Genomic DNA, 24,297 nt, shown 5'->3' with positions numbered 1-24,297 from the left:
TTATTTTGGCATCAGGCACGCCGGTTAAAATTTCGGCATACCGAACATTGAGCTGTCACGGATCAGGTCAACGGGGTGCATGTCAGTTTCATGCCCGAAATGGGCAATCCATGAAACTGAACGCATCCGAAGGAAACGAGCCACGAAAGGCGAGTTCCCCTTTACCGTTCCGTGAAGCGTAAATAATTTTGCCCGCAATTTTAAATGGAGTGATTTTACCTTATAAAAAATTGAACGAACAAAAAAGGGGCATTGCCCCTAGAATTCAAACATCAGCTGCTGAGTTACTTTAGTTACTGGTGCTTGTTGGTCAATGAGTTCCTGTTTCTTTTCAGGTAGCCTTAAAACCATGTAGCTTTCAAATTCGGTGATTTCCCTGATGTATGGAACTGACTTTCCCGGATGAAGTTCTATCCTCCAACCAGCATAAAATCGATTCATCAGCGTATCCATCCAGCAGACTTCGCCCAGAAGCCCGTTCAGACAGAGGTTAATCAAACACATCATGGCACAGGTCCGGTCAATATCGGCACCGAAAAATAATGCGTTTCGGCTTATCTTTGCTGCTGCCAGCAACATCCGGCCAGAGCCACAACAACAATCGGCAACCCGCTCCCCAAAACCTGCCGGGTTCAATATCCGGGCCATCATATCACATATTGGTTCTGGAGTGAAAAACTGACCATTTCTGCCATAGCTTAGATATTCCATGTAAAAATCACCAAAACCATCTTTCAAACCTTCTCCCTTATTATCCATTTCAATGACCAATGCTCCAAAAGCTTCAGCCATCAAATAGGCATCCGGTTTCTCGTAATTACGGACAATCTCATGGTAGCGATCTTCCTTTGCTCCGAGCGACAAGGCACAAATTACCATTTCGAGGAAATCGTCGAACACAGAATGGAGGCCGTACTTATGCCCGATCTGAGAAATATAACTTGAAAAACTTTTTAACTGTTCCATATCTTGAATATTTATTTGTTTCTAACTGTGAATTTTTGAGCTAAAAAAAGGCGAAGGCTAAACTGCCTCCGCCAAATGGTCAACCAAAGCGGCACTTGCCGCCTGGTTGGGATGGACCTGATGTTCCAATATGTAATCAACAGCCTTTTGTGCCTGTGAAGAAGCAATCAGCAACATCTTTTTATCTTCCTTGAATTTGCCGATCCAGCTTTTGATGTAGGCAGCGCTGTTGTCAATTGTAGCATTCTGGATACCCGTCATGTAGCACAGGTACGCGGCTCCTAATTCAGCTACAAGTTCTTCCTGGCTGTAATCCTGAGAACCGAATTTGTGATCCGAAAGCTTTTCATGCCTTCCAGTCCTATTGATATGCCCGGTAGAATGAACCAGTTCGTGGTAAAGTGTCGAATAATATTGTTCGTCCCTGAAAAAAGTCCGTGGGTTTGGCATCCCGACGTAATCACCGGAAGGCGAATAAAAGGCGTGTGACTGGTCAAGCCTGATTTCAGGGCTATCGTACCAAAACTCGATTAACTCCTCAGCATTTCCAATCGGGTCAAATACATGATCATGAGCCTCAGTCGCTGGGATCTTGCTTTCATCAATCCCTTCGGTTTGTTTCAGGTTAAAAACGGTGTAATAACGGAGGAAAGGGATGTGGTCAAGGCTTCCGTCCTTTTCTTCCTTATCCATCAGCTTCCAGAACACAACCGGGAAACCTTTTTCGCCTTTCAAAACATGCCCGCCCAATTCTTTTACCTGATTGAAGGTCAGAAAGAACGGGGAACCAAACTTATCGGCAACGGTCAATAGAAGCCAGAAGTTAAAACCACGATAAGCTTTTTTGTGAACCATGTTTTGCGGGAACCCAGTTTCAGCTTTCCAAGGCATCTGCCAAGGGACAACACCTGCTTCAAGGCGTTCAATAATTAGGTTGGTAACCATTTCATAAATGTCGAATGAAGTATTCATGGGAAAGTGCCGCTGCCCTGCGGACTTATTATGGCTCCCTTCGATTTAACTAAGGAAATATCTGGCGCGCCGTTAAACTTAAATTTTTGGCGTACCAACATTGAGCTGTCACGGATTAGGTCAACGGGGTGCATGTCAGTTTCATGCCCGAAATGGGCAATCCATGAAACTGAACGCATCCGAAGGACGTCCCGACTTGTCGGGACGCCCCTTTACCGTTCCGTGAAGCGATCAATAACTTTGTCGGAAATTTGAGTGTAATACAAACCTTACAACAGATTTTTGTTAACTGATTAATAACGAACAAAAAAGGGGCAAAAAGCCCCAAGCATCCTAATATGGATTTCCATTTCCTGCATAAACATCTTCGTCTGCGGCAGCCGAAAGAAAGCTGCGATATTCTGGTTCTCCGCAACCATCGCATAACAAGGTTTGTGTTCGTGGCCAATAATAAGCTACGGTTCCTTTGGGCAGTCGAGTTTGACACTTCGCACAGCAACTGGGATAACGAACTACAATTTGTCTTGGATCATCTTTGTATCGCATAATAAATACCTCCTATGATTTTGTTTATAAAATTGTTTGCTCGAATACATTAATCTTCATTAGGTTTCATGATGAAAATGGCTGGTGACGGATCGTCGAAATCCTGAGCTTGAATGACAGCTTTGAGGGTAACCAGTCTGTTAAGTCGGTTCTCCGGAGTTTCCAACTTTTCATTGGGTTCCCAGTTACCTTCATCAGGCAGGTAGCTAATAAAATCGTACTGTAAAAAGTTGGAAGAGACGTTCCGGGCATGAAAGGCAAACATATACAGCACATCCCAAAGGCGGCCTGAAACGTTTTGAAGCTGCTCCATACCTTTCGGAACTTCAACATACTTATCCCATGCAGCGCGGGTCAGGTAAACCGGAAACTTAATTCCTGCTTCTTCGGAAGCTTTACTGTCAACCTTTACCAGAAAACCGTCATCTACAGCTTCTTTGGTTGAATACGTGGAAACAATTTCCCATCCATTATCATCTTTCATTTGATTTTGCTCCTGCCCTGAAGTCTTATTTTGGCTCCCGTAGATTAACTCAGGGATTATCTGGCACGCCGTTAAACTTAAATTTTTGGCGTACCAACATTGAGCTGTCACGGATTAGGTCAACGGGGTGCATGTCAGTTTCATGCCCGAAATGGGCAATTCATGAAACTGAACGCATCCAAAGGAAACGAGCCACGAAAAGCGAGTTCCCCTTTACCGTTCCGTGAAGCGATTAATAAATTTGCCGGAAATTTGAGTGTAAATAGCTAATCTAAAAATATCAAGTCTTTAACCTGATTCAAAACAACATATGAATACTATTACTAACAAGCGTGAACATATTCTGGGTAAAATACTGGTTTAAAGAACTACCTGTATTTCTACTGAAGATCCTGAAAGCAATATTTAGTTTCAATTTGCAATATAATATCAAAATCACAGCTTGAAAATTTATGATAATATACGTATCAATAGGATTATTTATAGCATATATTTCCCTATTTTTGACTGTAACTTGTTGAATTGGCAACTTGATAGTATAAAAGGAATCTCTACCTGAGAAGAAAAAAATTATTATCATAACAAACTGGATTCAGAATAAAAATGGCATCAGACAAAGAAAATAACTTTAACGAATTGCATGGAGTAGCTCAATTTGTACTGTTTGTGACTTCTTACATTCCATTATTTGTATTAATCTGCCTGAAACAAATTTCAAAAAATATTGATTATTTAAATTGGGGAGGGGTTTCTTGGTTATCATTTTTCACTTTCCTTCAAAAATTTGGACTCTCAACATTTTTCATTCTTATTTCTTTATTTGGTCTTTGGGGCTGCATTAGAATTTTTGCCAATCTCAAAAAGGATGTAAATAATGGAGAAAATGTAGTCGTAACGGATGTGAAAAATAAGAATAATGAATCTATTGGATATATAGCTACTTATATTGTCCCATTTTTATTTCAAAATTTTGATACTTGGTATGAATGCATTGCCCTATTGTTTTTATTGATTATCATTTATCGAATTTACATAAACTCTAATTTGCTTTTAATTAATCCGTTATTAAGCTTCAAATATTCAATTTTCGAGATAGAATTTGATATTAAGGGTAAAAAAAGGAATGGATTAGTCATTGTTGAAAGCAAGTTCATTCAAGAAGATACAACAATTAAAATTTATGAAATCGGCCCAAAATTATATTATGCAATAAAAAGAAACCCTCAAAACCTTTAAATTATGACATTAATCGAACTTTTAGAGAAAATTGAAAACGTACAAACAAATGATACACGTTTATATTTTATTACTCGATTGTTAAAAGAAAATATTAAGAAATCCAGTAAAGTATTGGATAGGTATCTTTTTAAAGTTTATCAGGTTGATGTAGATGATGAAATTCGTCAACATTTATATGATCTAACAAACGAACAACTCGAATATGTAATAAAAAAAGATTTTGAAATAGTCGATTATGATGTAGTTTCGGATGATACAGAACATTTATTTACATACTCAATGAAAAATAAAGCGATGTCATTTTCAGATGTTGTATGTAATCAGTTGGATAATAAAGTGCCTCGTATTTCAAGTATTGAGGAGATTATCTCTGATAATGAGGAACTATGGGCTTATTGTGTCGGTTTTAATGATATCGAAAACAAAGATTGGATTTATACATTTAGAAAAATACAACCAGGTAAGATTGCTTTAGATGAAAATGAAAATACAAAGTCAAAACTGAAAATTATTAGAACCTTCTTTAGTACTAAAAGTAAAAAATTAGAACTATTAAAAGGAGAAACTATTAACCTCGATAAACAGATTGATTGTGTTTATTACGATGAAATTTTTTACATCCTGAAAAGAGGTTATTTTGAACAAATTGTAGGATTACAGGAAGAATACAAGGTGGAAGCTAAGAATGTTGTCGAAGAATTGAGAAAGTTAAATATTATTGAAGGTTTGGATATAATCGAAAAACAAATTGAAAATAAACCGGCCATTCACAAAAAGCTTGTACGCATTTCGCGAATAGGGAATTATAGGAATGTTGATGAGAAAACGATAAAGAAAATGCAAACTGTTTGCAAAAAATATGGTGATAAGCTCAATGTAAAAAATGGTAAACTTCAAATTGATGAAGATAAAGACGTTGATGTAATTTTAAAAATGTTAGCCGATTATTATAAAACGGGTGAAGTTTCTGGGAAAGCATACGGAACCTATGCAGGGAAACAATTAAAAGAAAATACTCTAATATAAAATCTAAATTTTGTGTCCTGCATGTATGTAAATAACAAAAATATTTTAGTATTTTTATGCAACAATTACCATTTTTTAATATTTTTCGCATAAAATTACTAACGTGTTAGGAGTAGCAGAATATATTACCAAGTCATTGCAGTATGAAGAATATGCCTTTACCTGGGAAGAATTAAAAAATAATTCTTCAAAAACTGACGTGGCATTAAAAAATGAACTTTCCCGCTTTGTCAAAAAGGGAGAGATTATAAATCTGCGTCAGGGTTTTTACCTTATATTACCACCTCGCTACAGAAGTTATCACAAAGTTCCTTTGGAGCTCTATGCTGAGAAACTCTTTAAATACTTAAATAAACCTTATTACATTGGGTTATATTCTGCTGCTGCTTTTTATGGCGCCAGTCATCAGCAGGTACAAAAGGATTATCTGATTACTCAATTCCCTAATATCCGGAATATTAAGAAGGGGGTAATTTTTTTAGATGTATTTGTGAGCAGTTGTTGGCCTTCAAAAAATATTCTGCAAAAGAAATCAGATGCCGGTTATTTTAACGTTTCTTCTCCAGCCTTAACTGCAATTGATTTGATTCATTATCAATCCAAACTTGGCGGGGTTAACCGAATGCTAGCCATCATTGAAGAGCTGATAGAAGAAATAAAAACCAATGACATTCAGGAATTGCTTAGCTGGTATCCTCATACCAGTTCTATTCAACGACTTGGATTTCTTTTGAGTGAACTACAAGCTGATCCTGCGATTGTGACACTTTTGAGTGAATATCTTAAAGGGAAAAATTATTATCCGGTTTTGCTGAGCCCGGAAAAAAACAGAAGGCCGGGTAGCACTGAAAATATATGGAAAGTTGACATTAACATTGAGATGGAAAGTGACTTATGATACCAAGACCATACATAGCCAAATGGAAAGATCAGGTAGCCTGGAGATCAGATGCCCAGGTTGAACAGGACCTGATTATCTCAAGAGCATTGGTTGAAATTTTCTCTGATGATTTTTTGCGTGAAAACCTGGCATTTCGTGGAGGAACAGCACTGTATAAACTATATCTAACCCCGGCTCCTAGATACTCTGAGGATATTGACCTTGTACAGATAAAGGAAGGTCCTATCAAACCGATACTTCAACGAATTGGAGAAAAGATTGCATTTTTTGAAGAGCCTCGGGTCATAAAACCTAAAGCGAACAACAATACCATACTATACCGTTTTACTTCAGAGGCGGCTCCTGTTCAGCGGCTAAAACTCAAAATTGAAATTAATTGCCGTGAGCATTTTAACCTGTTAGGCTGGAATCTTATGCCATTTCAAGTTGAAAATGAATGGTTTTCAGGCAAGTGCGAGATTACAACTTATTATTTGGATGAACTTTTGGGAACCAAATTAAGGGCACTATATCAGCGAAAAAAAGGGAGAGACCTTTTTGATTTGTTTTATGCCAGCCAACATGCTGATCTGAATTTTGATCGAATTATTCACTGCTACCGGGAATACATGAAGTTTGTTGTAAGCAAACCTCCGACGGTGAAAGAATTCACCAACAATTTAAAGGAGAAACAAGCATCCCCTCTATTTTTGGGAGATATGGAAGGACTATTAAGTCCTGATATAAAATACGATCAGAACAAAGCCTTTGAATGGTTTGAGGAAAATATTGTCCCTTTAATCGGTTAATCTACGGCTAACGTTGTAGATTTAAATCAATTTTTAGCATTTAACTTATCGATATTTCATTGGAAGTTCATTCTGAGTGACTTCTTTACCATGTATATTGCACCATTTTAAGGCCATAGTCATTAAACATATTTCTTGTTTTTGCCATTGTTTGTTTTCACATTCTTCGGACATTTGGGCTCTTTGGTGATCTTCGATTCCTTCTTTATACAATGTATTTTTGCATTTGTGATACATAGGACATTTCGGATCATATTTCGGATATTTTCCGATATCTATTTGGGGAATGAATCTCTTAATTACTAACTCAAATCCAATCAATCGAGCTAAATCTAAAAATGAGGTTTTGTTCTTTTGCTTTCCAGGCATCATCGTTAAATTATTAAACTCGATGTATGGGAGTCCATAGAAGTTTAAAATTTCATCTACTGATTTTTTTGATGAAATATCAGACAGGTAGAGAAGATTCAACAATAAGCTTTCGCCACTCTTAATCTCTTGAGTACAATTTTTGAATACTTTCGAATAATAATTTAGCTCCGCTTGTATCGTAGCTTTTATATTTCCTTCATAATTGGTGATCATGTCAACGAAAATATCTTCAATTGTGTATTTTACTCCATCGCTCGTTACAGTTGACCCTTTTATCATATATTGATACAAATCACGACCGTTGAATTGGGGGTTGTGTCTCAAAATCTCTAATACCTCGAAGAATCCTGTTGATGGATTTGTATATATAAGCGAGCACATACAAATACTAAAAAGCATTTTAGCATCTATCAATAAATCAGGATAATTAGACCTGCAAATTATTTCAACGACATTATAAGGGATTTCAGGATGCTCCACAGTTGGATCAAAAAACGTTTGAAATTGGTGAGCCATGCCTTCTATAATACATAAATAGCCAAATTCAAAATCGATAGATCTTCCTTCTCCATCATAACCTTTGACAAAGACCCCAGTTTTATTCCTTTTGGCTTCCTCTATCGCTAATGGAGATATTTCGATTCGGTCAATCTTAATTCCAAAATCTTTAACTGTGCCTTTTAATTTCTTATATTTTTCAACGTTTGCTCTAATGACAGGATTTAATTCCTGAATTTTTAATGGAATTTCAAGGGTGTCATTTTCTGAAAAGAATTGCCTACATGTTGCATAATAATTATTGAAAACCATCCCATACGAAATTCCAAATAGAGTATCATTAAATTGAATGTAATGCAAATATTCATGCATGAAGGTTCCCAATGTTTTTTGTGGTAATGAAGGAAGATCTTGTGTATTGATATCATCAGCTACAACAATATGGAAATGATTGGTTTCACATTTACCCCGTAAAACATTATCTGACAGGAATTCGAAAAATGGCATGATTTAAGATTTTGTAAATTAATCAATTATGATACTTTTCTACAATTCTCCTTTAAACGCCCGATCAAGCAAACTTGATTTCAGTGCTTTAAGATAATTGAGTTTGGATTGCTGGACTGAAAGAATTTGAAATTGTTTTTCTTCCAACCGTGAAAACCTGTCTGCAATACTATTTTGAATTTCAATTGAAGGGACTGGCACATCAATTTCGCTTAATATTTTAAGATTGATATTCTTTTGTGCTGCCGAATTCGCCTTTTTATCCAATTGTAATTGAAGTGTTTTTAGGTAATAATATAGAAATTCATTATTCATTGAATTTGGGGTTATTCCAACGACACTGTCTGGAAAACAAGCATCAAATCCAAGTATTGCAACATCTCCAATATTTGCAGCAATGGTCAGGCAAATTGTTCCCTTGTTCCAAAGTCTGCTTTGTTTCAATCCAAACTCAGAATAACAAACTTCATACTTATCAATGTATTTATTGGCACTCCGAACATCTCCTGTTTGAATAAATGGATAGGAATCTCCAAATAACTTTTGATCATTTCGAGGGCGATGTTTTGATTTACCTCTTTCGACTTTGGCGACTTGATTTAAAGGTTGTCTTTCCCAGTTTTTCCCATCTACAAATATCTCCTCTAGTACACTCGCTGTCAAGCCATTTGTATGTTTGATGTTTTCTTCGAGCAGGGCAATGCTTTTGTCGATGCGGCCAAACAGAGTATCGAGCTTGGATACAATACGGATTTGCTCGGGAAGAGGCGGAAGATAAATGGGGATTTGTTCCATTTTACTTTTGGTAATGTGAAACATTGCAACTCCAACTGTATGGTTCCTAACTTCTTTAGTGAAATGTTCTAAGAAATAATATGCAAATTTTTCATTAATATTTTGCTTTGAAATTACTTTCCAAATATGATAATGAAAGATAGCTTTTTCTCCACTCCAAATATACGGACCAAAGGATGCAGACCATGCGAATAGCAATTCACCAGCATAGCAATAGTTCTTTTTTGGTAGTTCTAAATTTGAATAATACCAATTACTTCCCCCATTCAAATTTTGAATTCGCAAGACTGGAGTTCCTGCATCTAAAAGCTCCTCTTGTTTGTATGCCCTCCCATTGATCAGCTCAATACAATCAATAAGTTTCTTGTTTTCCCACCCTTTTGGCAATTTATCCATTATGACCTTCCTCCAAAATTTGTTCTACTTCGGCCATCAGGCGGGAAATTTCATTATCGTTCCTTTTGATGAGTACCATGATTTCGCGCGGCGGCAAATGGTCAATATCGTTATTGGTGTTGGGGTTTTTAGCCGAAAGATCGGTGTCTACAATTTCCGTTGCCTTTACCAGCCACGAATTTGCAGACAATGCTCTTTTTGTCGCCAGTTCAACAAACTCCTGCAACTGTTCATACTGTATCGGTTTGTTTTTAGTTAGTTTTTGTTCCGGATTGCATTCGTAATACCATATTTCGGTAGTTGCCCCAGTTCGGTCGAAAAACAGCACATTGGTTTTTACACCGCTGTAAGGTAGAAAAACGCCTGCCGGAAGGCTCAAAATGGTGTGCACATTGAAATTGGCCAGCAACTCCTCTTTTACATTTTTAAAAGCGTTACCGGTCTGGAAAAGAATACCTTCTGGTACTACAATAGCCGCCTTTCCTCCCTTTTTCAGGCTCTTCATAAAATGCTGCAAAAATAGCAATTCGGTGGCGTTACTCTGTATCGGAAAATTCTGTTGGATTTGTGGTTTTTCTTTCCCTCCAAAAGGTGGATTGGCCACAATCAAATCATAACGATCTTTCTCCTGAATATCGCGAATGTTGGCTGTAAGCGTATTCTGCTTTAAAATATTGGGGCTTTCAATGCCATGCAAAATCATGTTCATTACACCCATGGTGTAGGCCAGTGGCGTTTTCTCGTTGCCAAAAAAGGTATTCTCGTGCAGAAACTGCCATTGTTCGGTTGATAGTTTATTCCGGTACTTGTTAATGATGTAATCAAACGCTTCTATCAGGAAACCACAACTACCGGCTGCCCCGTCGTAAACCGTTTGTCCGGGTTGTGGTGCAAGCGCTTCAACTACGGCCTTAATGACAGCTCTCGGGGTGTAAAATTCGCCCGAGTTACCGCCGTCGTTACCCATTCCCTGCAACAGGTTTTCGTACACATGCGACAACTCAAACAGTTCGTCCTGCGACTGGAAATTTAGCGTGTCGATAATATCGAGCACTTCGCGTAAGGTATGACCACTGGCAATACGGTTATCCAGAAACTCGAAGATGTTCCCGATTTTGTATTTCACTGACTTCAGATCGCTTAGGCTATTTTTAAACCCTTTCAGATAAGGAAACAATTGCCCGTTTACAAACTGGGTCAAATCGCCTCCGGTCTTGGATGTTTCCACATCTGGCTTTCCTTCGTCTGTTTTTGGGCAGGCCCAATGATTCCAGCGAAAATCGTTGATAATAATCCGTTCGTATTTGGTATTGTTGAGCAAAGCTTCGCCTTCCTTTTCCTCTTCAAAATCGTTCAAAAATTTGAGAAAAAGAATCCATGAAATTTGTTCGGTATAGTGCATAGCGCCACTTATACCATCGTCGCGGCGCAGAATATCAGTAATTCGATCTATTTTTTGTTGAAGTTCCATCTAATCTGTTAATAAAAAGGTAATTATTGAAAGTTAATCAACTTGTTGATTTATAAAAGAAGTTAAACCGCAAAAGTGTTGGGGTACATTCGCTGAACGAAATAAAATCCATTACCTAAACTAGTATTAATCGAGCTTGGATTTCGATTAAATGCGTTGATTGATTTTGCAATAGAACTATTCTGATTTATATTTTCACTTAATCTATAAGCAAAAAGTGCGGTTCTTGATCTGAATTTTCCGATAAATTCGGTTATTGAAGGAACGGCTAATAACTTATTGGTTGTAGTTTCAAGTTGAGAATGCGCCTTAGCTCTTTTCCCTTGTTCAGGTTTACCATTGACTAAATGAGTTTCAAGATAATCACTCTGGCAACTGGTCAGTTCACAGCATGAAAATACAGAATTGTCGACGTCATAGAATATGTAATCGCAGACCTTTTCATGAGTGATTTGAGTGAGTTCATGAAATCTCTCATAAGATATTATTGTGATTTCAAAAGCATTATTGTTTTCAATAATTAGATTCTCTTTCTCCTTATCGGAACAAATTATTTCAACATGGTCATAAATTGCAATTCTACTCTCATTTGAACTAATAAGTGGAATATCATTCGGTGAAATTTTTATTCGAGCTGGTAAGTTATAGTGTGAGCAAAAATCAGCGGTAAGTAATACTAACATAAATGCTATAAATTTTCATAGTTGTTGTAAATGTCATTGATAGTCTCCGATAAATCATAAGTATTAACGACCGTTTCTTTTGTTGTTTCATCAACCGAGACCAAATTTTGCAATTTTCCTTCATAAAGCCTGTAAACAGCTAATTTAGCTGGATCAATTGCAGCATTGTCAAATGTTTTTCCTCTTTGGTGTGCCCTAAGCAAAACATTAAGCTGATTTATAATGTAAGGACTATGAGTCGCTATTGTCATCGTAATCTCCCGGTCTTTCAGATTTGAAATAAAGCTTTGTTCTACAATGAAATTAATCAATTTGCATTGAGCATCCGGATAAAGGCTCAATTCCGGTTCTTCAATATGCAAGTGAATTTGCTTATTCATGTCCGACAAATTTGTTGCCTCTTTAAATGATGTTATTTTGTCAGTTTGAAGCAAATACTGAATCACTGAATTTCTGAACGCAGCACTGTAATCGAAGTATTTGGAATAGTAATTAGCAACAACTGCTAAAGGAATTGACGACTGCATTCCTGATGAAGATTTTTTAAATTCGAGAGCCTCATAATTACCTTTTCCAATAGAAGGCTTGAGATAAAACTTTTTTGTGTTGCCCGATTTTTTAACACTAAATTCCATTCCAATAAAGTCAAGTTTCAAATCTGAAATGGCATTCGTTGCATCATCAAAAGCCCCATAACTTTCATGGAAGTGAAAATTCAAATAGCCTCCAGCAAATCTGGCACCTCTATCAGCCCAATCAGGTATTATTACTCTCATTTCAGACATAAAAGCTATTTTTTGATAACTTATATCTTCTTTATCTATAATGATATTAGTCCCTTTTAATGATTTGTTGCTATACTCAATAGTATAATCATTCCCGTTTATTGAATAAGTATATTTAATGATTGTTTCAGACTTGCAGTAATCCAAAATACCACTGTTTTTTAATAGTGTATTTGAAACAAATCTAAATGGAGACTTAGATATGCCAACATTTTTGAGGTATGACCTTATGTTGATCATTTTATTTAACCAACGAAACAAAGCGATGGTTTTGATTAATGTACTCTTTCCACTTCCAGAATCTCCAATAAAAAAAGTAATTGGCAATAAATCATTTATTTCAATCTCGTTTATCGGCCCTAGATTTTTTATATAGATATGTTCTCTTATATTGTTCATATTCATTTATTTTGAATATTGTAAAGATAGATATTTATTCAGTTGGTTCAATTTCACTCTACTAAACAGCATACAGGTTTTCCTGCAATTTATAAAAAGCATCAATCAGGTTTTGAGCGCTACCAAAAACCGTTGAAGCTTCTTTGGTAGTTCCCAGGTTATTGAGTTCGATGAGCGACGAAAGCCGTTCGCGTTTCAGCTCTTTGATACCATCCGTTTCGTAGCGTTCAAGAATAAAGCGCAGAAAATCGCGGGCTTTCAGGTTGCTAAACACCTCGAAAAAGTCATTGTCGTCTTTTACATGTTTGGCTCGCTGGCTGCGGGTAATCAAACTACACTCGTACGAAATATGCAAAAGGACATCGAAGATATCGCTGTTTTCGGCTTCAAAAATCTTTTTCAGAATGTCGAGCTGTTCTTCGTCAATTCCCGATTCGGCCAACTTAATAAGCAATTCTTCTCTGGTTTCGGGCTTCGACCACAGCTTACGCAGATCGTCTTCGCTTTGGTATAAATCGGGTATAAAGCCGATCAGTTTTTCAAGAAACTGCAATGTTGTCAATGGTTTCCCGCTTTCGTCGATGTATCGGGTTTCAATATCCAACACCTTCAGTTTTCGGCCATTCGAAAGTTCGATTACAATTTTGGGTGGTCGTGGCGGTCTGGGTGGCGGTTCTTCTCCACCGCCGGTATTTCCGCCACCGCCACCTCCGGTGTTTCCTCCGGTTCGTGTTCCACCCTCGCCGGTTTCACCTTCAGGCAAACCGTCCCAATCAGGATCGTAAAAATGGTCGGTAGCTTCTTCCGAAAAGTCGATAATGGTAAAGAAGTCTTTGCCTTCGAACAAGCGGGTTCCACGCCCAACAATCTGCTTAAATTCTACCATCGATTCAATTTCGCGAACGATGATAATGTTCCGCACGTTTCGGGCATCCACGCCCGTAGTAAGCATTTGCGACGAGGTAAGAATTACCGGAATATCGCGGTCGTTGTTCTGAAACAGTTCCAATAAATCGCGTCCAGGTTTTCCTTCGTCACTGGTAATGCGTACGCAATAATTTGGGTCGCTTACTTTTTTGAATTTATTGATGGCATCGCGCATATTCAGCGCATGGGGCTGATCGACACAAAAAACAATGGATTTATCCATCGGGTTGATGTTGTCGAGTATAGCTTGTGCAACCAGTTCAATTTGTTTGGGGATAATAATCACCCGATTAAAGTCCCGTTTTCGATAAACCCGTCGGTCTTCTACAGCACCTTCCAACACCTTGTCGGCATCGGTATAAATGTAACTGTCAATATTGGTCCGTACCTTTTTAACCTTGTAAGGACTCAGGTAACCATCGTTGATGCCGTCTTTCAGCGAATATTCGTAAACTGGTTTTTTGAAGTAATTATAGGTGTCCACATTGTCATCACGTTTGGGCGTTGCTGTTAATCCCAGATGAACAGCAGAACCAAAATAATCAAGAATTTCGCGCCACGAACCTACTTCGTTGGCACTTCCTCGATGACACTCGTCGATAATAATGAGGTCGAAAAAGTCTTTGGGGTACTGCCTGAAATAACCATCGATATTCTCCTTTTCACTAATGGCCTGATAAATGGCAAAGAAGATAAAAGCATTGGTGGGTACAATTCCGTTTCGGGCGCGGACTTCAGAGCCATCAATTTTGACCAAATCTTTTTCGTACGGATCGTTAAAGGTATTGATGGCCTGATCGGCCAGGATATTGCGGTCGGCCAGAAACAATATTTTGGGGCGACGGTCGGCTTGGTCTAAATTCCATTTAACCGTCAGTAATTTGTGTGCAATCTGAAAAGCAATAAAAGTTTTTCCGGTTCCGGTGGCCAGGGTCAGCAAAACCCGTTTTTTGTCATCGGCAATGGCTTCAATGGCTTTGTTCACGGCTATTTCCTGATAATACCGGGGCTGTTTGTCGCCCACCAAATAAAAAGGAACACCAAGAAGTTGCTTCTTCAGTGAAGTAAGGTTATCAACCGATTCCTGAAAAAGTACTTCAGGCGTAGGAAAACTGTCGATATAATCACCTGTTCCTGTTCTCATATCAAACTGGTAAATCTTCTCGCCGTTGGTAGCAAAAATAAATTTCACCTTTAGTTTGTCGGCATACCGGATAGCCTGTTGCAGCCCATCCGTTGGATGTTTGCCCAGTTTTTTGGCTTCAATGATGGCAAGGTTGGTGTTTTTATAGCGAAGCAGGTAATCGGCAAAAAGTCGTTGACCCCGTTTACCTCCCAGAAGTTTTCTTCCATCGGTAAAATAATGCTCGCGAATTACAAACTCTTCCCATCCACTTTCTTTTAGTTTAGGGTCAATGTGTTTGGCACGGGTATCAGATTCGGAAAGGTGCATTTATATTTCTAGCTTTTCTTCCTGCTAGTTTGAAACTTTGGGGAAGATGATTAATTCAATATTAAAATCATTCTTTCCAAAAATAGTTATTAATCTTTTAAACAAACATAAAGTTCCTAATATTATTAAGATATGATTTTGTAATCATATAAGTAACTACCAAATAAAACACACCTAGATGTAAATATCCTCTAAAAATGACGTCCAAAAAAGAAAACTCCGCTATAATTAATTGATTTTGACTTGTTTTGATTCAACTTGACACTTTTACATTTTAGCAATAAACCCTAGCTTTAAGGATGAAAGCATTAGAAAAGCGTGTGCAAAAAGGATGTTGTTGGTGTATCACCAATCAGCCTTTTGTCCCGCTGGTCACATAAAAACAGCCTTAAATGAAAACAGAAAACGAAAATGGCAAGCCAATAAAAGTGGCTGGTCAGCAGAGTGAGTATTCTTCCAGTGTCAAAATGCTTATCCGACAGCATGTTAACATAAATGCAAATACCTGCGTATTCGGAAAATTCTCACACGAATTTCTTGGGCAAAGTATTGGGTTCAGTGTAATCAATCAAGGTATTTTCTCTGACAAGAGTAATCTTGGAAGAGACATTTGCCACATGACCATTAATAATCCGAATCAGTCAGACAAAAAAAACAAAGAGCGATATTTTTTGAAAGCGCGGACGAACCACTATCGCCTGAATGCTCCAGTTGCTAACCTTGTTGTACCATTTCCGCGATGATAAGCAAGATTGGTAAGGCGCAAGAATTCAGAAGTGTAGTCAACTACATCCTTGAGCAGGGCAAAGGAACTGAAATTCTGGATAGTGATGGCGTGTTGCTTTACAGTCCTGATTCTATTATTCGTACTTTCAATTTACAGGCAGAACTAAATCCACGGTTGTCGAAACCAGTAGGTCATATTTCCCTGAATTTCTCTGTTCAGGATAAAGAAAAACTATCCAATGAACTTATGGTTCAAATAGCACATGATTACATGAGCCGGATGGGAATATTGGAAACACAATACCTGATTGGCCGTCATTACGACAAAGAACACCCGCACCTTCACCTAATTTTTAATCGCGTTAATGATTATGGGCGTACCATCTCTGACAGGTTTGATCATACACGAAGTGAAAAAGTATGCAAAGAACTGACACTGGAATACGGTCTGTATTTTGCATCAGGAAAGGAAAAGATCAACGAACACCGTTTATGTGAACCGGATAAAACCAAATACGAGATTTTTAATTGTTTGAAATCAGTTATACCCCAATCTCAAAACTGGGACCAGCTTATTGTTGCCTTGAAAGATCAAAACATTGGTGTGGCTTTTAATTATAAAGAGGAAACGGATGAAATACAAGGGATTATCTTCAATAAGAATGGCTACTTCTTTTCAGGTTCAAAAGTGGATCGGCAGTTCAGTTATTCCAGAATTGACCAGCAACTAAAATTGGGCGAACAGAAATAGAGCAAATCACACTAATAACGACACAACAAATAATACTAAATAACATACAACTTCATTTACTAATTTTGATCTTTCAATTCATGCAAGTGATAACCAATTTAGATAAAAAAGTATTATGGCAACACCATTTGAAAAACTAGCTCAATCGTTGGAGCAACTCATACATGGATGGCAACGGACGAATTTCCCGTTTTTTGATGAACACGATGCTGGCATCAGGTGGATATGCGTGGACGATTATTCCTGTTGAATTGCGAAATGAATATCTGTCGGCATTGGAACAAGCTAGTGTTGATCAGGATATTTCCGAATTCACAAAATTCTTAGCCAAACTCATCAGAAATTGAGGATATAAAGTCTAATTCAATTTGGTTTAAAATCTAATAATTTGTACTTTTGTATTGTAAAAGTTCTTCAATTTCGAGGCAGGGTATTTATCGAGGCCATAAAAAATACAGCCTTCTAATTACTTGAATATAAGCACACTACAAAATACAAAATGCCCTTGTTCTGGGCACCAAAGCGGATGTTTCGTCAAAATTGACAGAACATCCGCTTTTTTTTGTTCCAAAACCCACTTCAGTTGAGGGAATGCCGAGAAAAATGAGTTCACTCTGGTGGTTCGATATTGGTCTATTTCACGATTATAAATAATTCCTTAAGGGAATAGCAAATCTTGAAATATCCTTCTGTCTTCAAAAACCAGATTATCCCACAATATCAATCGATTAGCACCTCACGCATTCATTTCCAACGAAGCACAATATTTCTTTAGTATCCCTCTTTTTACTTTTCAACTTTTCAATATTATTTGTGCGGTGCAGCTGGGATGTCTTTGAAGAATGCCGGCCAGACTCCCGGAACAGGTACACTCACACCCATATTTTTACCTCTGAACATTCCGGTCGTTGCATCAACATCGGGTCCGAAGTAATACATTGGCCAGCCTTTGTAAACCAATTGCTTTTTACCGAAAACCGTTATGCTGCTGAATAAAGATTTGTCGAGAATGGAGGGGACAACAATCTTGTCAGTTTCATAAATTGGCCATGTCGCATTGTTCGAAAAATCGGCTTTGGTATATTTGTTAATATTAGCGCTGTCTTTTGCAAATTCATAAAGCGTGCGTCCGGCTATGTCCGTAAAATAGGTAGTTTTTCCAACTCCCTCCGAGTAAACATTTGCAGCAGAAACAACATAGTTTTTCCCATCTTTCCCAACCAGTTGTGCTTTAGCCAGCATAATGGTATAATCGGGTTTCGCTACAAACCACACTCCACCAACAGCTTCGCCGGTTGTTTGACCTGATAACTCGCGGACCCCACCTGGGGAATAATAATACAGAGGCCATCCTTTATAGGTCAGTTGGTTTCCGTTAGGTGTACTAATCGCATTAAAATCTCCGAATGTTAAGCCAGTTCCAACTTGTTCGGCAGTTAAACCAGCAATATTGAAAATTGGCCAGACTGTAATACATGCTCCTGTACAATTGTTGTTTCCATCCGCATCATTCGAAAAGAAATACAGCGCATTCCCATCCTTGTCGGTAAGATAACTACCAAGGGTGGCTGAGCTGGCGAGTTTCACCATAACCGGATCGACTACAGCAGGCATTGGATCAGTTGTTTTGGAACATTGGGTTAAAGTGAACCCGAATACAGCTAACAAAACGAACATTGGTAAATGAATTTGTCCTTTCATGGTTAAGTTTTTTAAGCGTTAATAAAATGTTTCTGTAGTGAATACGGAGCGAAAATTGGAAACGCTGCCTGAATGAAGAAATAAATACCTTTTTATATGATTTATTTTTCAACAATTCTAATGCGGATAACAATCTTGTTGAAAGGTTCGAAGAAAAAGCCAACCCTGAAAATAAGAAAAATGAATTTTCTCGACCCCAAGATGAAACGGCCAAGAATTAACAAGAATGAGGGAAAGAGAAAAACGACTGAATTAATTAAAGTTCCAGTTTAGAACCACAGCCATGCCCAAAGATTGAAGTTTTACTCCGGCAAAGCCAATTTTGCTCATCGGAATCTTCATATACGGTTGCAAACCAATACTTACCTTTGAATTTATCCGTCGTTCAAAGGTTGCCTGAAAATTAAGCACACTCAGCCAATGCTGATTTTCGTTGACTACATGATAAGCAACAGCAGTATTGCTGTCTTGTTCCTCGTAGCTGAAACGATAATCTTCGCGAAGCATGATGTACGACGAAATCCCAGTGCCAAAACTAATTGTTGTATTCTTTCCGAAAACCAATGAATAGCTGATATTCAAAGGAATGTCGAGCACTCGGCAATCAGCATATACCGATTTTGGATAATATTCGTCCCATATATTTTTTGAAGGACTATAATTACCGAAACCTGTTTCGTAGAGTTTTTTGGCATAAACCCCTCCGGTACTGAAGCTCCAGTTTTTCGCTATTTTAAAGGTTACCAGAAGACCGAAGTTGTCACCTATACTGGCATTGTTCAGGTTATTGACTCCATTATAATCCGGAGCAGCAAGCACACTCAGGGTTAATTTGTGAGCCAGGTGTTCAGGTTCTGGGATTTCATTGGGTTTTTCATTTGGTGCAAACAGAGATTCGTCAGTTGCTGGCCGTTTCTGTTCTACAGGTTTCACCGCATCGGGCTGACTTGTGGCCTGATCTGCCCGATGAACCTTTTGCTCTGGCTTTGTATTGGAAATATTTAAGTTATTAACCAATATGGTGTCTCCATTATTGATTTCATTTTCTGATGCCTGATGAATCGGCAGCTTTTTGGGTAATTGCTTTTCCAAAGGTTTGTTTTGAGCCAGCAAGGTTCCTGAAACGGATTCAGCTTTTCTGACATCTTTTCGCACTTCAGGAGAGACTATGGGCTGAGCCTGCTTTTGCTGCTGTTTCTGATCATTTTGTTGAACTTCGGCCTGCTGAACGATTCGATTTTGGCTTTCAGGCAAAAGCGTACGAATGGCAAAGAACAGGAGAATTAACGCGGCAACACCGCTTAACCGGATTAACCAGAAAACTCCGCGTCGCTTTTGGGCATTCCTGTCAAGTCGCTTCTTTAGTTCCAGCCAGTCAGCCTCCTGGTAAGCCAAACGATCATCTTCAGGATTCAATCCCTCGCGAAATAACTGGTCAATATCTTCGATGTTCCTGTTCATTATGATCTTGATGAATTTTTCATAAATCAGTTTGCGTTAATTTGTTCAGGGCAGCCTTTCTCCATTTCAGCATCAACAAAATAACTACCGACTGTGATACGGATAACATCTGTTGCAACTTGACACGCGCCTTGTAGAGATTTGATCTGGAAGTACTGGCCGTGATTCCAGTCATCTCAGCTATTTCTTCGTGAGAATAGCCATCAACCGCATACAAATTAAATACGAGCCTGTATGCCGGAGGAAGACGTTGAATCAGGGAGAGTAAATCCTCGTAGTCAAGTTTATGCTCAACGGCCGCCTCACTTATTTTTGTATCCGACTTTTCTATTCCAACCAGCTGGCTCCATTTAAAGTTTGTCCGGTAATAATCGATCGAAGCATTGTGCATGATTTTACTCAGCCATGTTTTAAATGGCCAGTTTTTATCGTATTTCTCCATGTTGGTAAAGGCTTTAAAAAAGCCTTCATTCAAAACATCGGCAGCTTCATACCTGTTCTCAGTGTATCGCAAACAAATTTTCATGGCAAAACCATAAAGCTTTTTATACAACAATTCCTGGCTATGCCGGTCTTGTTCTATGCAACCATCGATAATCTGCTGTAATTCACGTTCAACCATTCCGGTAACAACTATATCATGTTGAAGGCATTAACGATATTATCTATGGCTTTGTTCAGATTAACAGTAAATTTTCCCTTTCATTTCTAATGAAACCTGACGCGAACTTAAAATGTTATGAGCCGGACTTTTTTGACAGGGTGAAGGTACGGCTGATGCTGAAACCCCAGCGAAAACCTCCTTTGGTCCAGGTACTGCTTGTACTTGGGATGAACTGATTCTCCAGAATAGCAGTTGAATTGGTAAAAATGAAATTAAAGACATGTCCGCCTGTTTCCATTTCAAGGCCAATTCCAAGAGGATTGTAAAACCTGAATCCACTTTGCTGAAGGAAATAATCTTTGCTCTCCTGACTTCTGAAACTCAAAAAATAATCGGCAACAACAGTCATCCGGTGCGTCACTTTCAGCCGTCCGCCAATTCCCAGCCCGTAAAGGTTATTCATGTCCATATAGGATACATAATTCCTCCGGACATAAGTTGGCAACAAGGCAAGTGAGAAGTTATCGTTGAATTTCCGGGCAATAATGACCTGCGTAACAGAGCTCATCCGGTCGGAGAATTTTTGAAAATCAGCGTCGGAGGTAATCAGGTTCAGCCTGTCCATTCCCGAGGTAACACTGTTACCGAATAAAGTTACCGAAAAAGGTATGCTATTATCAATTGATTGCCTCAATAGCCTATACTTGGTTTTCAAATAGAACAATTGCTTCTGGCTGGTATTCGTACCATTCGGCGCGCCTTTGGTTCTTCCGATGCCAAAACTCCACCGATCGGAAATACCATAATCAAAACCAATAAGGATATCTGAAGAATTATCCAGTCCATAAAAGGTTTGCATTCCCCCGTAGCTTCCTGCAATGTCACCAAACCGGTGCATCACCACAAAAAGCAAATCGTGTTTGTGCATTGTTTCATTGGATTGCCCGTTGATGATTTGCGGCGACTTAAAGGTTGCAGTTACCGGAATATGCTCTTTAGCCTGAACTGGTTCGTCAAACATTTTGCTTAAATCATTTTGAGCCATTAGCGAAAGGCTGCAAACAAATACAAATAATATTAATAGTGGAAATGTTCTCATGGTGTATCGATTAGTGCTGTTATTTTTTTTTCGGTGACGAATAACTTTGAGCGGCTTCTTTTGATTCCGCTTTATATTGAGCTGCAACAGTGACCTGCACAATTTCAGCAATATTCTTTATGACCAAACGCGGAATCTTAATGCCATGATCGGCCAGTTTAACCGGAAAGGTAGAGTTTGCCGTAATTTCTCCTCCCCTCACTTTCAGTTCTGCTTTTACATTGTAGTTTTTAGTCACACCATGAATGTTCAGGTCTCCCTGAACGGTCACCGGGTAGATTCCTTCCTTCGTGAGATCGATCGGTTCATTTATTTTTCCGTTAAACTCGGCGTACGGATACTTGTCGCTTTCCATGTAATTCTCATTAAAATGCTCTTGCATCAAACTTTTTTTAAATAGAAAAGAGCGCATTGAAACCTTAAAATAGACGCTTTTAGTTGACAGATCCAGTGCTGAAACTCCCGTATTGCTTTCAGCACTGATGTTTTCAATTGGGGCTTCTGAAAAAAAACTAAGCTTCGCATTACGCGATGTAACTATCTGTGCCTGAACTGCACAGCTCACAATAAGCATGATGATCGTTATCAAAGTCTTCATAAGTTTTGTTTATTAATTTTCGGGTGAGCAGTTATTAATCCAGATATTCAACGAATCTCTTACATATTTTGGAAGAGGTGCGTTTCCCTGTGGCATATCAGCGCGATCCTGAATAACCCGGACAGCGAAGAAATCGGCGTAAATCCGAACTCCGTTGTAGGTCGAAAAATTTCCGGGCCCGGGAGAATTACCTCCCTGATGACATGTGATGCAATAGCGTGTAATAATTTTTTTTACATAGTTATTGTAGGTCACATTCATGTCAGGAAATTGAGGCGTGCATCCTGGTTGTTCCGGGTTTTCATCAAGCTTTTCAGGAGCCATATTGATACAGCCGAACAACAAAAGGGCAATCAGTGCAGCAATAAGTTTACTTTTTATTTTCATAACTGTTAGTCTTTTAAATCTGAAACATGGGGGCATATGCCCTGGCTTAAGCAATTACCAGGACATGTTGCATGGGCTTTTCATCAGTATCCGTAACCACCTCCTGAAGGAGGTGTGTAACTGCTGCCAGTTTGCGACAGATTGGCTAAAATCTCACCCGACGGAATATTCACTGTATGGATTTGCACATAAATTTTCCCGGAAGCCAGATCAGAAGCCTGGCCAGCAGTTAGGGTTACAGAACCGGATAGTGTGCCAGAGCTCGCTTCAGCAAAACCCATAATGGGGTAGATAACCGGACCAGCATCGTGAAAATGCATATTTGCCGCATTTGATGTTAAACCGCTCCAGGTAACCGTATAAGATAAGACCATGGACGTTAAATCAAACGTGGCAGAAACTGTTCCAGTGGCTGAAGTGACAACCGTATCGGCCGACTTGACAAAAGTACCTGAATAGCTAACCGTACTGCTCATTTCGGTAGTGTCTGTTTTATTGCACGATGCAACTCCGATAAGAAGGAAGAGAAGAAATACGCCGCATGACTGCGGATTAATCATCAGAAGTTTCACAATTGTTTTCATGGCTTTTGTTTTAATAAATGAATAAAAATGTTTTCAGTGTTTTCTGTTAAAGGCCTTTTAACAAGTGTTTCTATAAGGAGTACGGAACGAAACTCAAAAACGCTGCTTACATTTCAATTTAAAGCATCTTTTTATCTGTTTATTTTACAAATTTTGCAAACAGAAATCCAGACGACCGGAATGGCTCCAATCATTACTAGAAAGTCTCAAGGAAAATAGCTTATTTTCACAAGGGTTATTGCCGAAGATTATGGGGGTCTAAAGTTAAGTTTACCGGATACTTTAACCTGGATGAATACCAATTCCGGTACTATAACTATTTAAATGTCTTATGAGGTTAAGAATTTTTCTTAGGCATATTTCCTGGCCCAGGCCAATTCATCTTTCAATATATTCAAGTGGGGGGCTGGTACTTGTCAAACGTACTTGATGATTACTTTAACTAGTTCATAATTTGAAAATCTTCAAGCAAAAAGTTTGACATTTTTCCACTTGGGTTTCCTAATGGAAAGTTAGGAATAGCTCTCTTTTTATTTCTTAACAGTCAGTTGCGAATCTTAGCTCCACGATGACTTCAAAAGTGGAAACATGGAAATAATTTAAAAGTTAAGGCTTCGTTTAAAATTCATCAGAATTGCAATTCAAATGTCCAATTTAGACTTGCAATCGCGGCAGAGATGCACGCTTTTCTGGTCAATGTCTTCAACATAAGTACTCGAACGCATAACACACATCGGACTTTGACAGTGAATTAAACCAAATGTATGTCCGAGTTCGTGTATAACCTCCTTTTTGAACCGTTCAAGCATCAACAATTCGTCATGAACCATACCATACCGCTCATTACTAAGCCTGTAAAGCGAAGCAATCCCAGTTTGTCCGCCCAAAAAAGCTTGTCCAAAAATAAAAGTCAATATCGGAATAAAAAGATCGACATTAAATATCCCAAGATTCTTATCCGATTCCGGGAACGACATGGAATGAACCTGTTTCAGCAAGGCGTTCGCATCATATTGCCTACGGGGTGCATCGTAATATTCACTTAAATCCAGATGTCCATCTTTAATAATGACAGAGCAATGATATTCCTCAATCACAGCCACTGCTGTCTTCTCTAAAATGTCTTTTTCGAAGAAACCGAACGAAACTAAAGTAATGGTTTGCAGGTTCATTTGGCA

24 protein-coding genes are annotated in these 24,297 nt (G+C 38.4%); 7 read left to right on the top strand and 17 right to left on the bottom strand.

Translation table 11 applies throughout. The annotated features are described in order from the left end of the window. Positions 1–258 precede the first annotated feature (258 nt). The 3 genes from AQPE_RS18795 to AQPE_RS18785 all read right to left on the bottom strand — a co-directional run bounded on the left by AQPE_RS18795 (position 259) and on the right by AQPE_RS18785 (position 2,968). Complete coding sequence (locus tag AQPE_RS18795; protein WP_318348036.1) at positions 259–966, bottom strand: N-6 DNA methylase; 708 nt, start codon at positions 964–966, stop codon at positions 259–261. 57 nt (positions 967–1,023) lie between these two features. Beyond that, the gene (locus AQPE_RS18790) at positions 1,024–1,938 is read right to left on the bottom strand and encodes an ArdC family protein (protein ID WP_318348035.1); all 915 of its coding nucleotides are present in this window, start codon (positions 1,936–1,938) and stop codon (positions 1,024–1,026) included. A gap of 595 nt (positions 1,939–2,533) precedes the next feature. Further along, positions 2,534–2,968, bottom strand: coding sequence for a DUF6573 family protein (locus AQPE_RS18785; RefSeq protein WP_318348034.1), 435 nt, complete (start codon positions 2,966–2,968; stop codon positions 2,534–2,536). 603 nt (positions 2,969–3,571) lie between these two features. On the opposite strand from AQPE_RS18785, the gene AQPE_RS18780 reads away from it, so the two are divergent. The 4 genes from AQPE_RS18780 to AQPE_RS18765 all read left to right on the top strand — a co-directional run bounded on the left by AQPE_RS18780 (position 3,572) and on the right by AQPE_RS18765 (position 6,922). Next, a complete protein-coding gene (locus AQPE_RS18780) occupies positions 3,572–4,204 on the top strand; it encodes a hypothetical protein (protein ID WP_318348033.1) in 633 nt (210 codons plus the stop codon). A gap of 3 nt (positions 4,205–4,207) precedes the next feature. Next, on the top strand, positions 4,208–5,233 hold the full coding sequence (locus AQPE_RS18775) for a Kiwa anti-phage protein KwaB-like domain-containing protein (protein WP_318348032.1): 1,026 nt from the start codon (positions 4,208–4,210) through the stop codon (positions 5,231–5,233). Positions 5,234–5,336: 103 nt separating this feature from the next. Next, on the top strand, positions 5,337–6,131 hold the full coding sequence (locus AQPE_RS18770; RefSeq protein WP_318348031.1) for a type IV toxin-antitoxin system AbiEi family antitoxin domain-containing protein: 795 nt from the start codon (positions 5,337–5,339) through the stop codon (positions 6,129–6,131). Beyond that, entirely contained in the window at positions 6,128–6,922 is a 795-nt protein-coding gene (locus AQPE_RS18765; protein WP_318348030.1) for a nucleotidyl transferase AbiEii/AbiGii toxin family protein, read from the top strand. Before AQPE_RS18770 ends, AQPE_RS18765 begins: the two co-directional genes overlap by 4 nt. A gap of 45 nt (positions 6,923–6,967) precedes the next feature. Here AQPE_RS18765 and AQPE_RS18760 read toward each other — a convergent pair whose 3' ends face one another. The 6 genes from AQPE_RS18760 to hsdR form a co-directional block, all read right to left on the bottom strand. After that, positions 6,968–8,299, bottom strand: a complete 1,332-nt coding sequence (locus AQPE_RS18760; protein ID WP_318348029.1) for a hypothetical protein — start codon at positions 8,297–8,299, stop codon at positions 6,968–6,970. A 39-nt stretch (positions 8,300–8,338) separates the two neighbouring features. Next, the gene (locus tag AQPE_RS18755; RefSeq protein WP_318348028.1) at positions 8,339–9,490 is read right to left on the bottom strand and encodes a restriction endonuclease subunit S; all 1,152 of its coding nucleotides are present in this window, start codon (positions 9,488–9,490) and stop codon (positions 8,339–8,341) included. Further along, positions 9,483–10,961: a type I restriction-modification system subunit M gene (locus AQPE_RS18750; protein ID WP_318348027.1), complete on the bottom strand. Its 1,479-nt coding sequence runs from the start codon at positions 10,959–10,961 to the stop codon at positions 9,483–9,485. The genes AQPE_RS18755 and AQPE_RS18750 overlap by 8 nt, the downstream gene beginning before the upstream one ends. Before the next feature lie 62 nt (positions 10,962–11,023). Beyond that, positions 11,024–11,644, bottom strand: coding sequence for a hypothetical protein (locus tag AQPE_RS18745; RefSeq protein ID WP_318348026.1), 621 nt, complete (start codon positions 11,642–11,644; stop codon positions 11,024–11,026). Positions 11,645–11,649: 5 nt separating this feature from the next. Further along, a complete protein-coding gene (locus tag AQPE_RS18740; protein WP_318348025.1) occupies positions 11,650–12,828 on the bottom strand; it encodes an AAA family ATPase in 1,179 nt (392 codons plus the stop codon). A 61-nt stretch (positions 12,829–12,889) separates the two neighbouring features. Then, on the bottom strand, positions 12,890–15,208 hold the full coding sequence (hsdR, locus tag AQPE_RS18735; RefSeq protein WP_318348024.1) for an EcoAI/FtnUII family type I restriction enzme subunit R: 2,319 nt from the start codon (positions 15,206–15,208) through the stop codon (positions 12,890–12,892). 392 nt (positions 15,209–15,600) lie between these two features. Here hsdR and AQPE_RS18730 point away from each other — a divergent pair, with 392 nt between their 5' ends. From AQPE_RS18730 to AQPE_RS18720, 3 genes are all read left to right on the top strand, one after another. Further along, positions 15,601–15,951, top strand: coding sequence for a hypothetical protein (locus AQPE_RS18730; protein ID WP_318348023.1), 351 nt, complete (start codon positions 15,601–15,603; stop codon positions 15,949–15,951). Then, positions 15,948–16,685 carry a relaxase/mobilization nuclease domain-containing protein gene (locus tag AQPE_RS18725; RefSeq protein ID WP_318348022.1) on the top strand — a complete coding sequence of 246 codons (738 nt, stop codon included), beginning with the start codon at positions 15,948–15,950 and terminating at the stop codon, positions 16,683–16,685. Before AQPE_RS18730 ends, AQPE_RS18725 begins: the two co-directional genes overlap by 4 nt. A 115-nt stretch (positions 16,686–16,800) precedes the next feature. Then, complete coding sequence (locus AQPE_RS18720; RefSeq protein WP_318348021.1) at positions 16,801–16,935, top strand: hypothetical protein; 135 nt, start codon at positions 16,801–16,803, stop codon at positions 16,933–16,935. Between the two features lie 557 nt (positions 16,936–17,492). Here AQPE_RS18720 and AQPE_RS18715 read toward each other — a convergent pair. The 8 genes from AQPE_RS18715 to AQPE_RS18680 all read right to left on the bottom strand — a co-directional run bounded on the left by AQPE_RS18715 (position 17,493) and on the right by AQPE_RS18680 (position 24,291). Beyond that, positions 17,493–18,386, bottom strand: a complete 894-nt coding sequence (locus AQPE_RS18715) for a COG4315 family predicted lipoprotein (protein ID WP_318348020.1) — start codon at positions 18,384–18,386, stop codon at positions 17,493–17,495. A gap of 252 nt (positions 18,387–18,638) precedes the next feature. Then, positions 18,639–19,847, bottom strand: a complete 1,209-nt coding sequence (locus AQPE_RS18710) for a porin family protein (RefSeq protein WP_318348019.1) — start codon at positions 19,845–19,847, stop codon at positions 18,639–18,641. A gap of 19 nt (positions 19,848–19,866) precedes the next feature. Continuing rightward, a complete protein-coding gene (locus AQPE_RS18705; protein ID WP_318348018.1) occupies positions 19,867–20,469 on the bottom strand; it encodes an RNA polymerase sigma factor in 603 nt (200 codons plus the stop codon). A gap of 115 nt (positions 20,470–20,584) precedes the next feature. Next, positions 20,585–21,550: a DUF5777 family beta-barrel protein gene (locus AQPE_RS18700; protein WP_318348017.1), complete on the bottom strand. Its 966-nt coding sequence runs from the start codon at positions 21,548–21,550 to the stop codon at positions 20,585–20,587. A 19-nt stretch (positions 21,551–21,569) separates the two neighbouring features. Then, positions 21,570–22,148 (bottom strand): YceI family protein, encoded by a 579-nt coding sequence (locus AQPE_RS18695; protein WP_318348016.1) that lies wholly within the window; start codon positions 22,146–22,148, stop codon positions 21,570–21,572. A 12-nt stretch (positions 22,149–22,160) separates the two neighbouring features. Further along, positions 22,161–22,535: a hypothetical protein gene (locus tag AQPE_RS18690; RefSeq protein ID WP_318348015.1), complete on the bottom strand. Its 375-nt coding sequence runs from the start codon at positions 22,533–22,535 to the stop codon at positions 22,161–22,163. Between the two features lie 83 nt (positions 22,536–22,618). Next, entirely contained in the window at positions 22,619–23,119 is a 501-nt protein-coding gene (locus AQPE_RS18685; RefSeq protein ID WP_318348014.1) for a CHRD domain-containing protein, read from the bottom strand. 641 nt (positions 23,120–23,760) lie between these two features. Further along, on the bottom strand, positions 23,761–24,291 hold the full coding sequence (locus AQPE_RS18680; protein WP_318348013.1) for an archaemetzincin family Zn-dependent metalloprotease: 531 nt from the start codon (positions 24,289–24,291) through the stop codon (positions 23,761–23,763). Positions 24,292–24,297: the final 6 nt, after the last annotated feature.

Origin of the sequence: Aquipluma nitroreducens (genome assembly GCF_009689585.1) — a bacterium.
Taxonomy (GTDB): Bacteria; Bacteroidota; Bacteroidia; order Bacteroidales; family Prolixibacteraceae; genus Aquipluma; species Aquipluma nitroreducens.
This window is presented reverse-complemented; position numbering and strand designations above follow the sequence as displayed.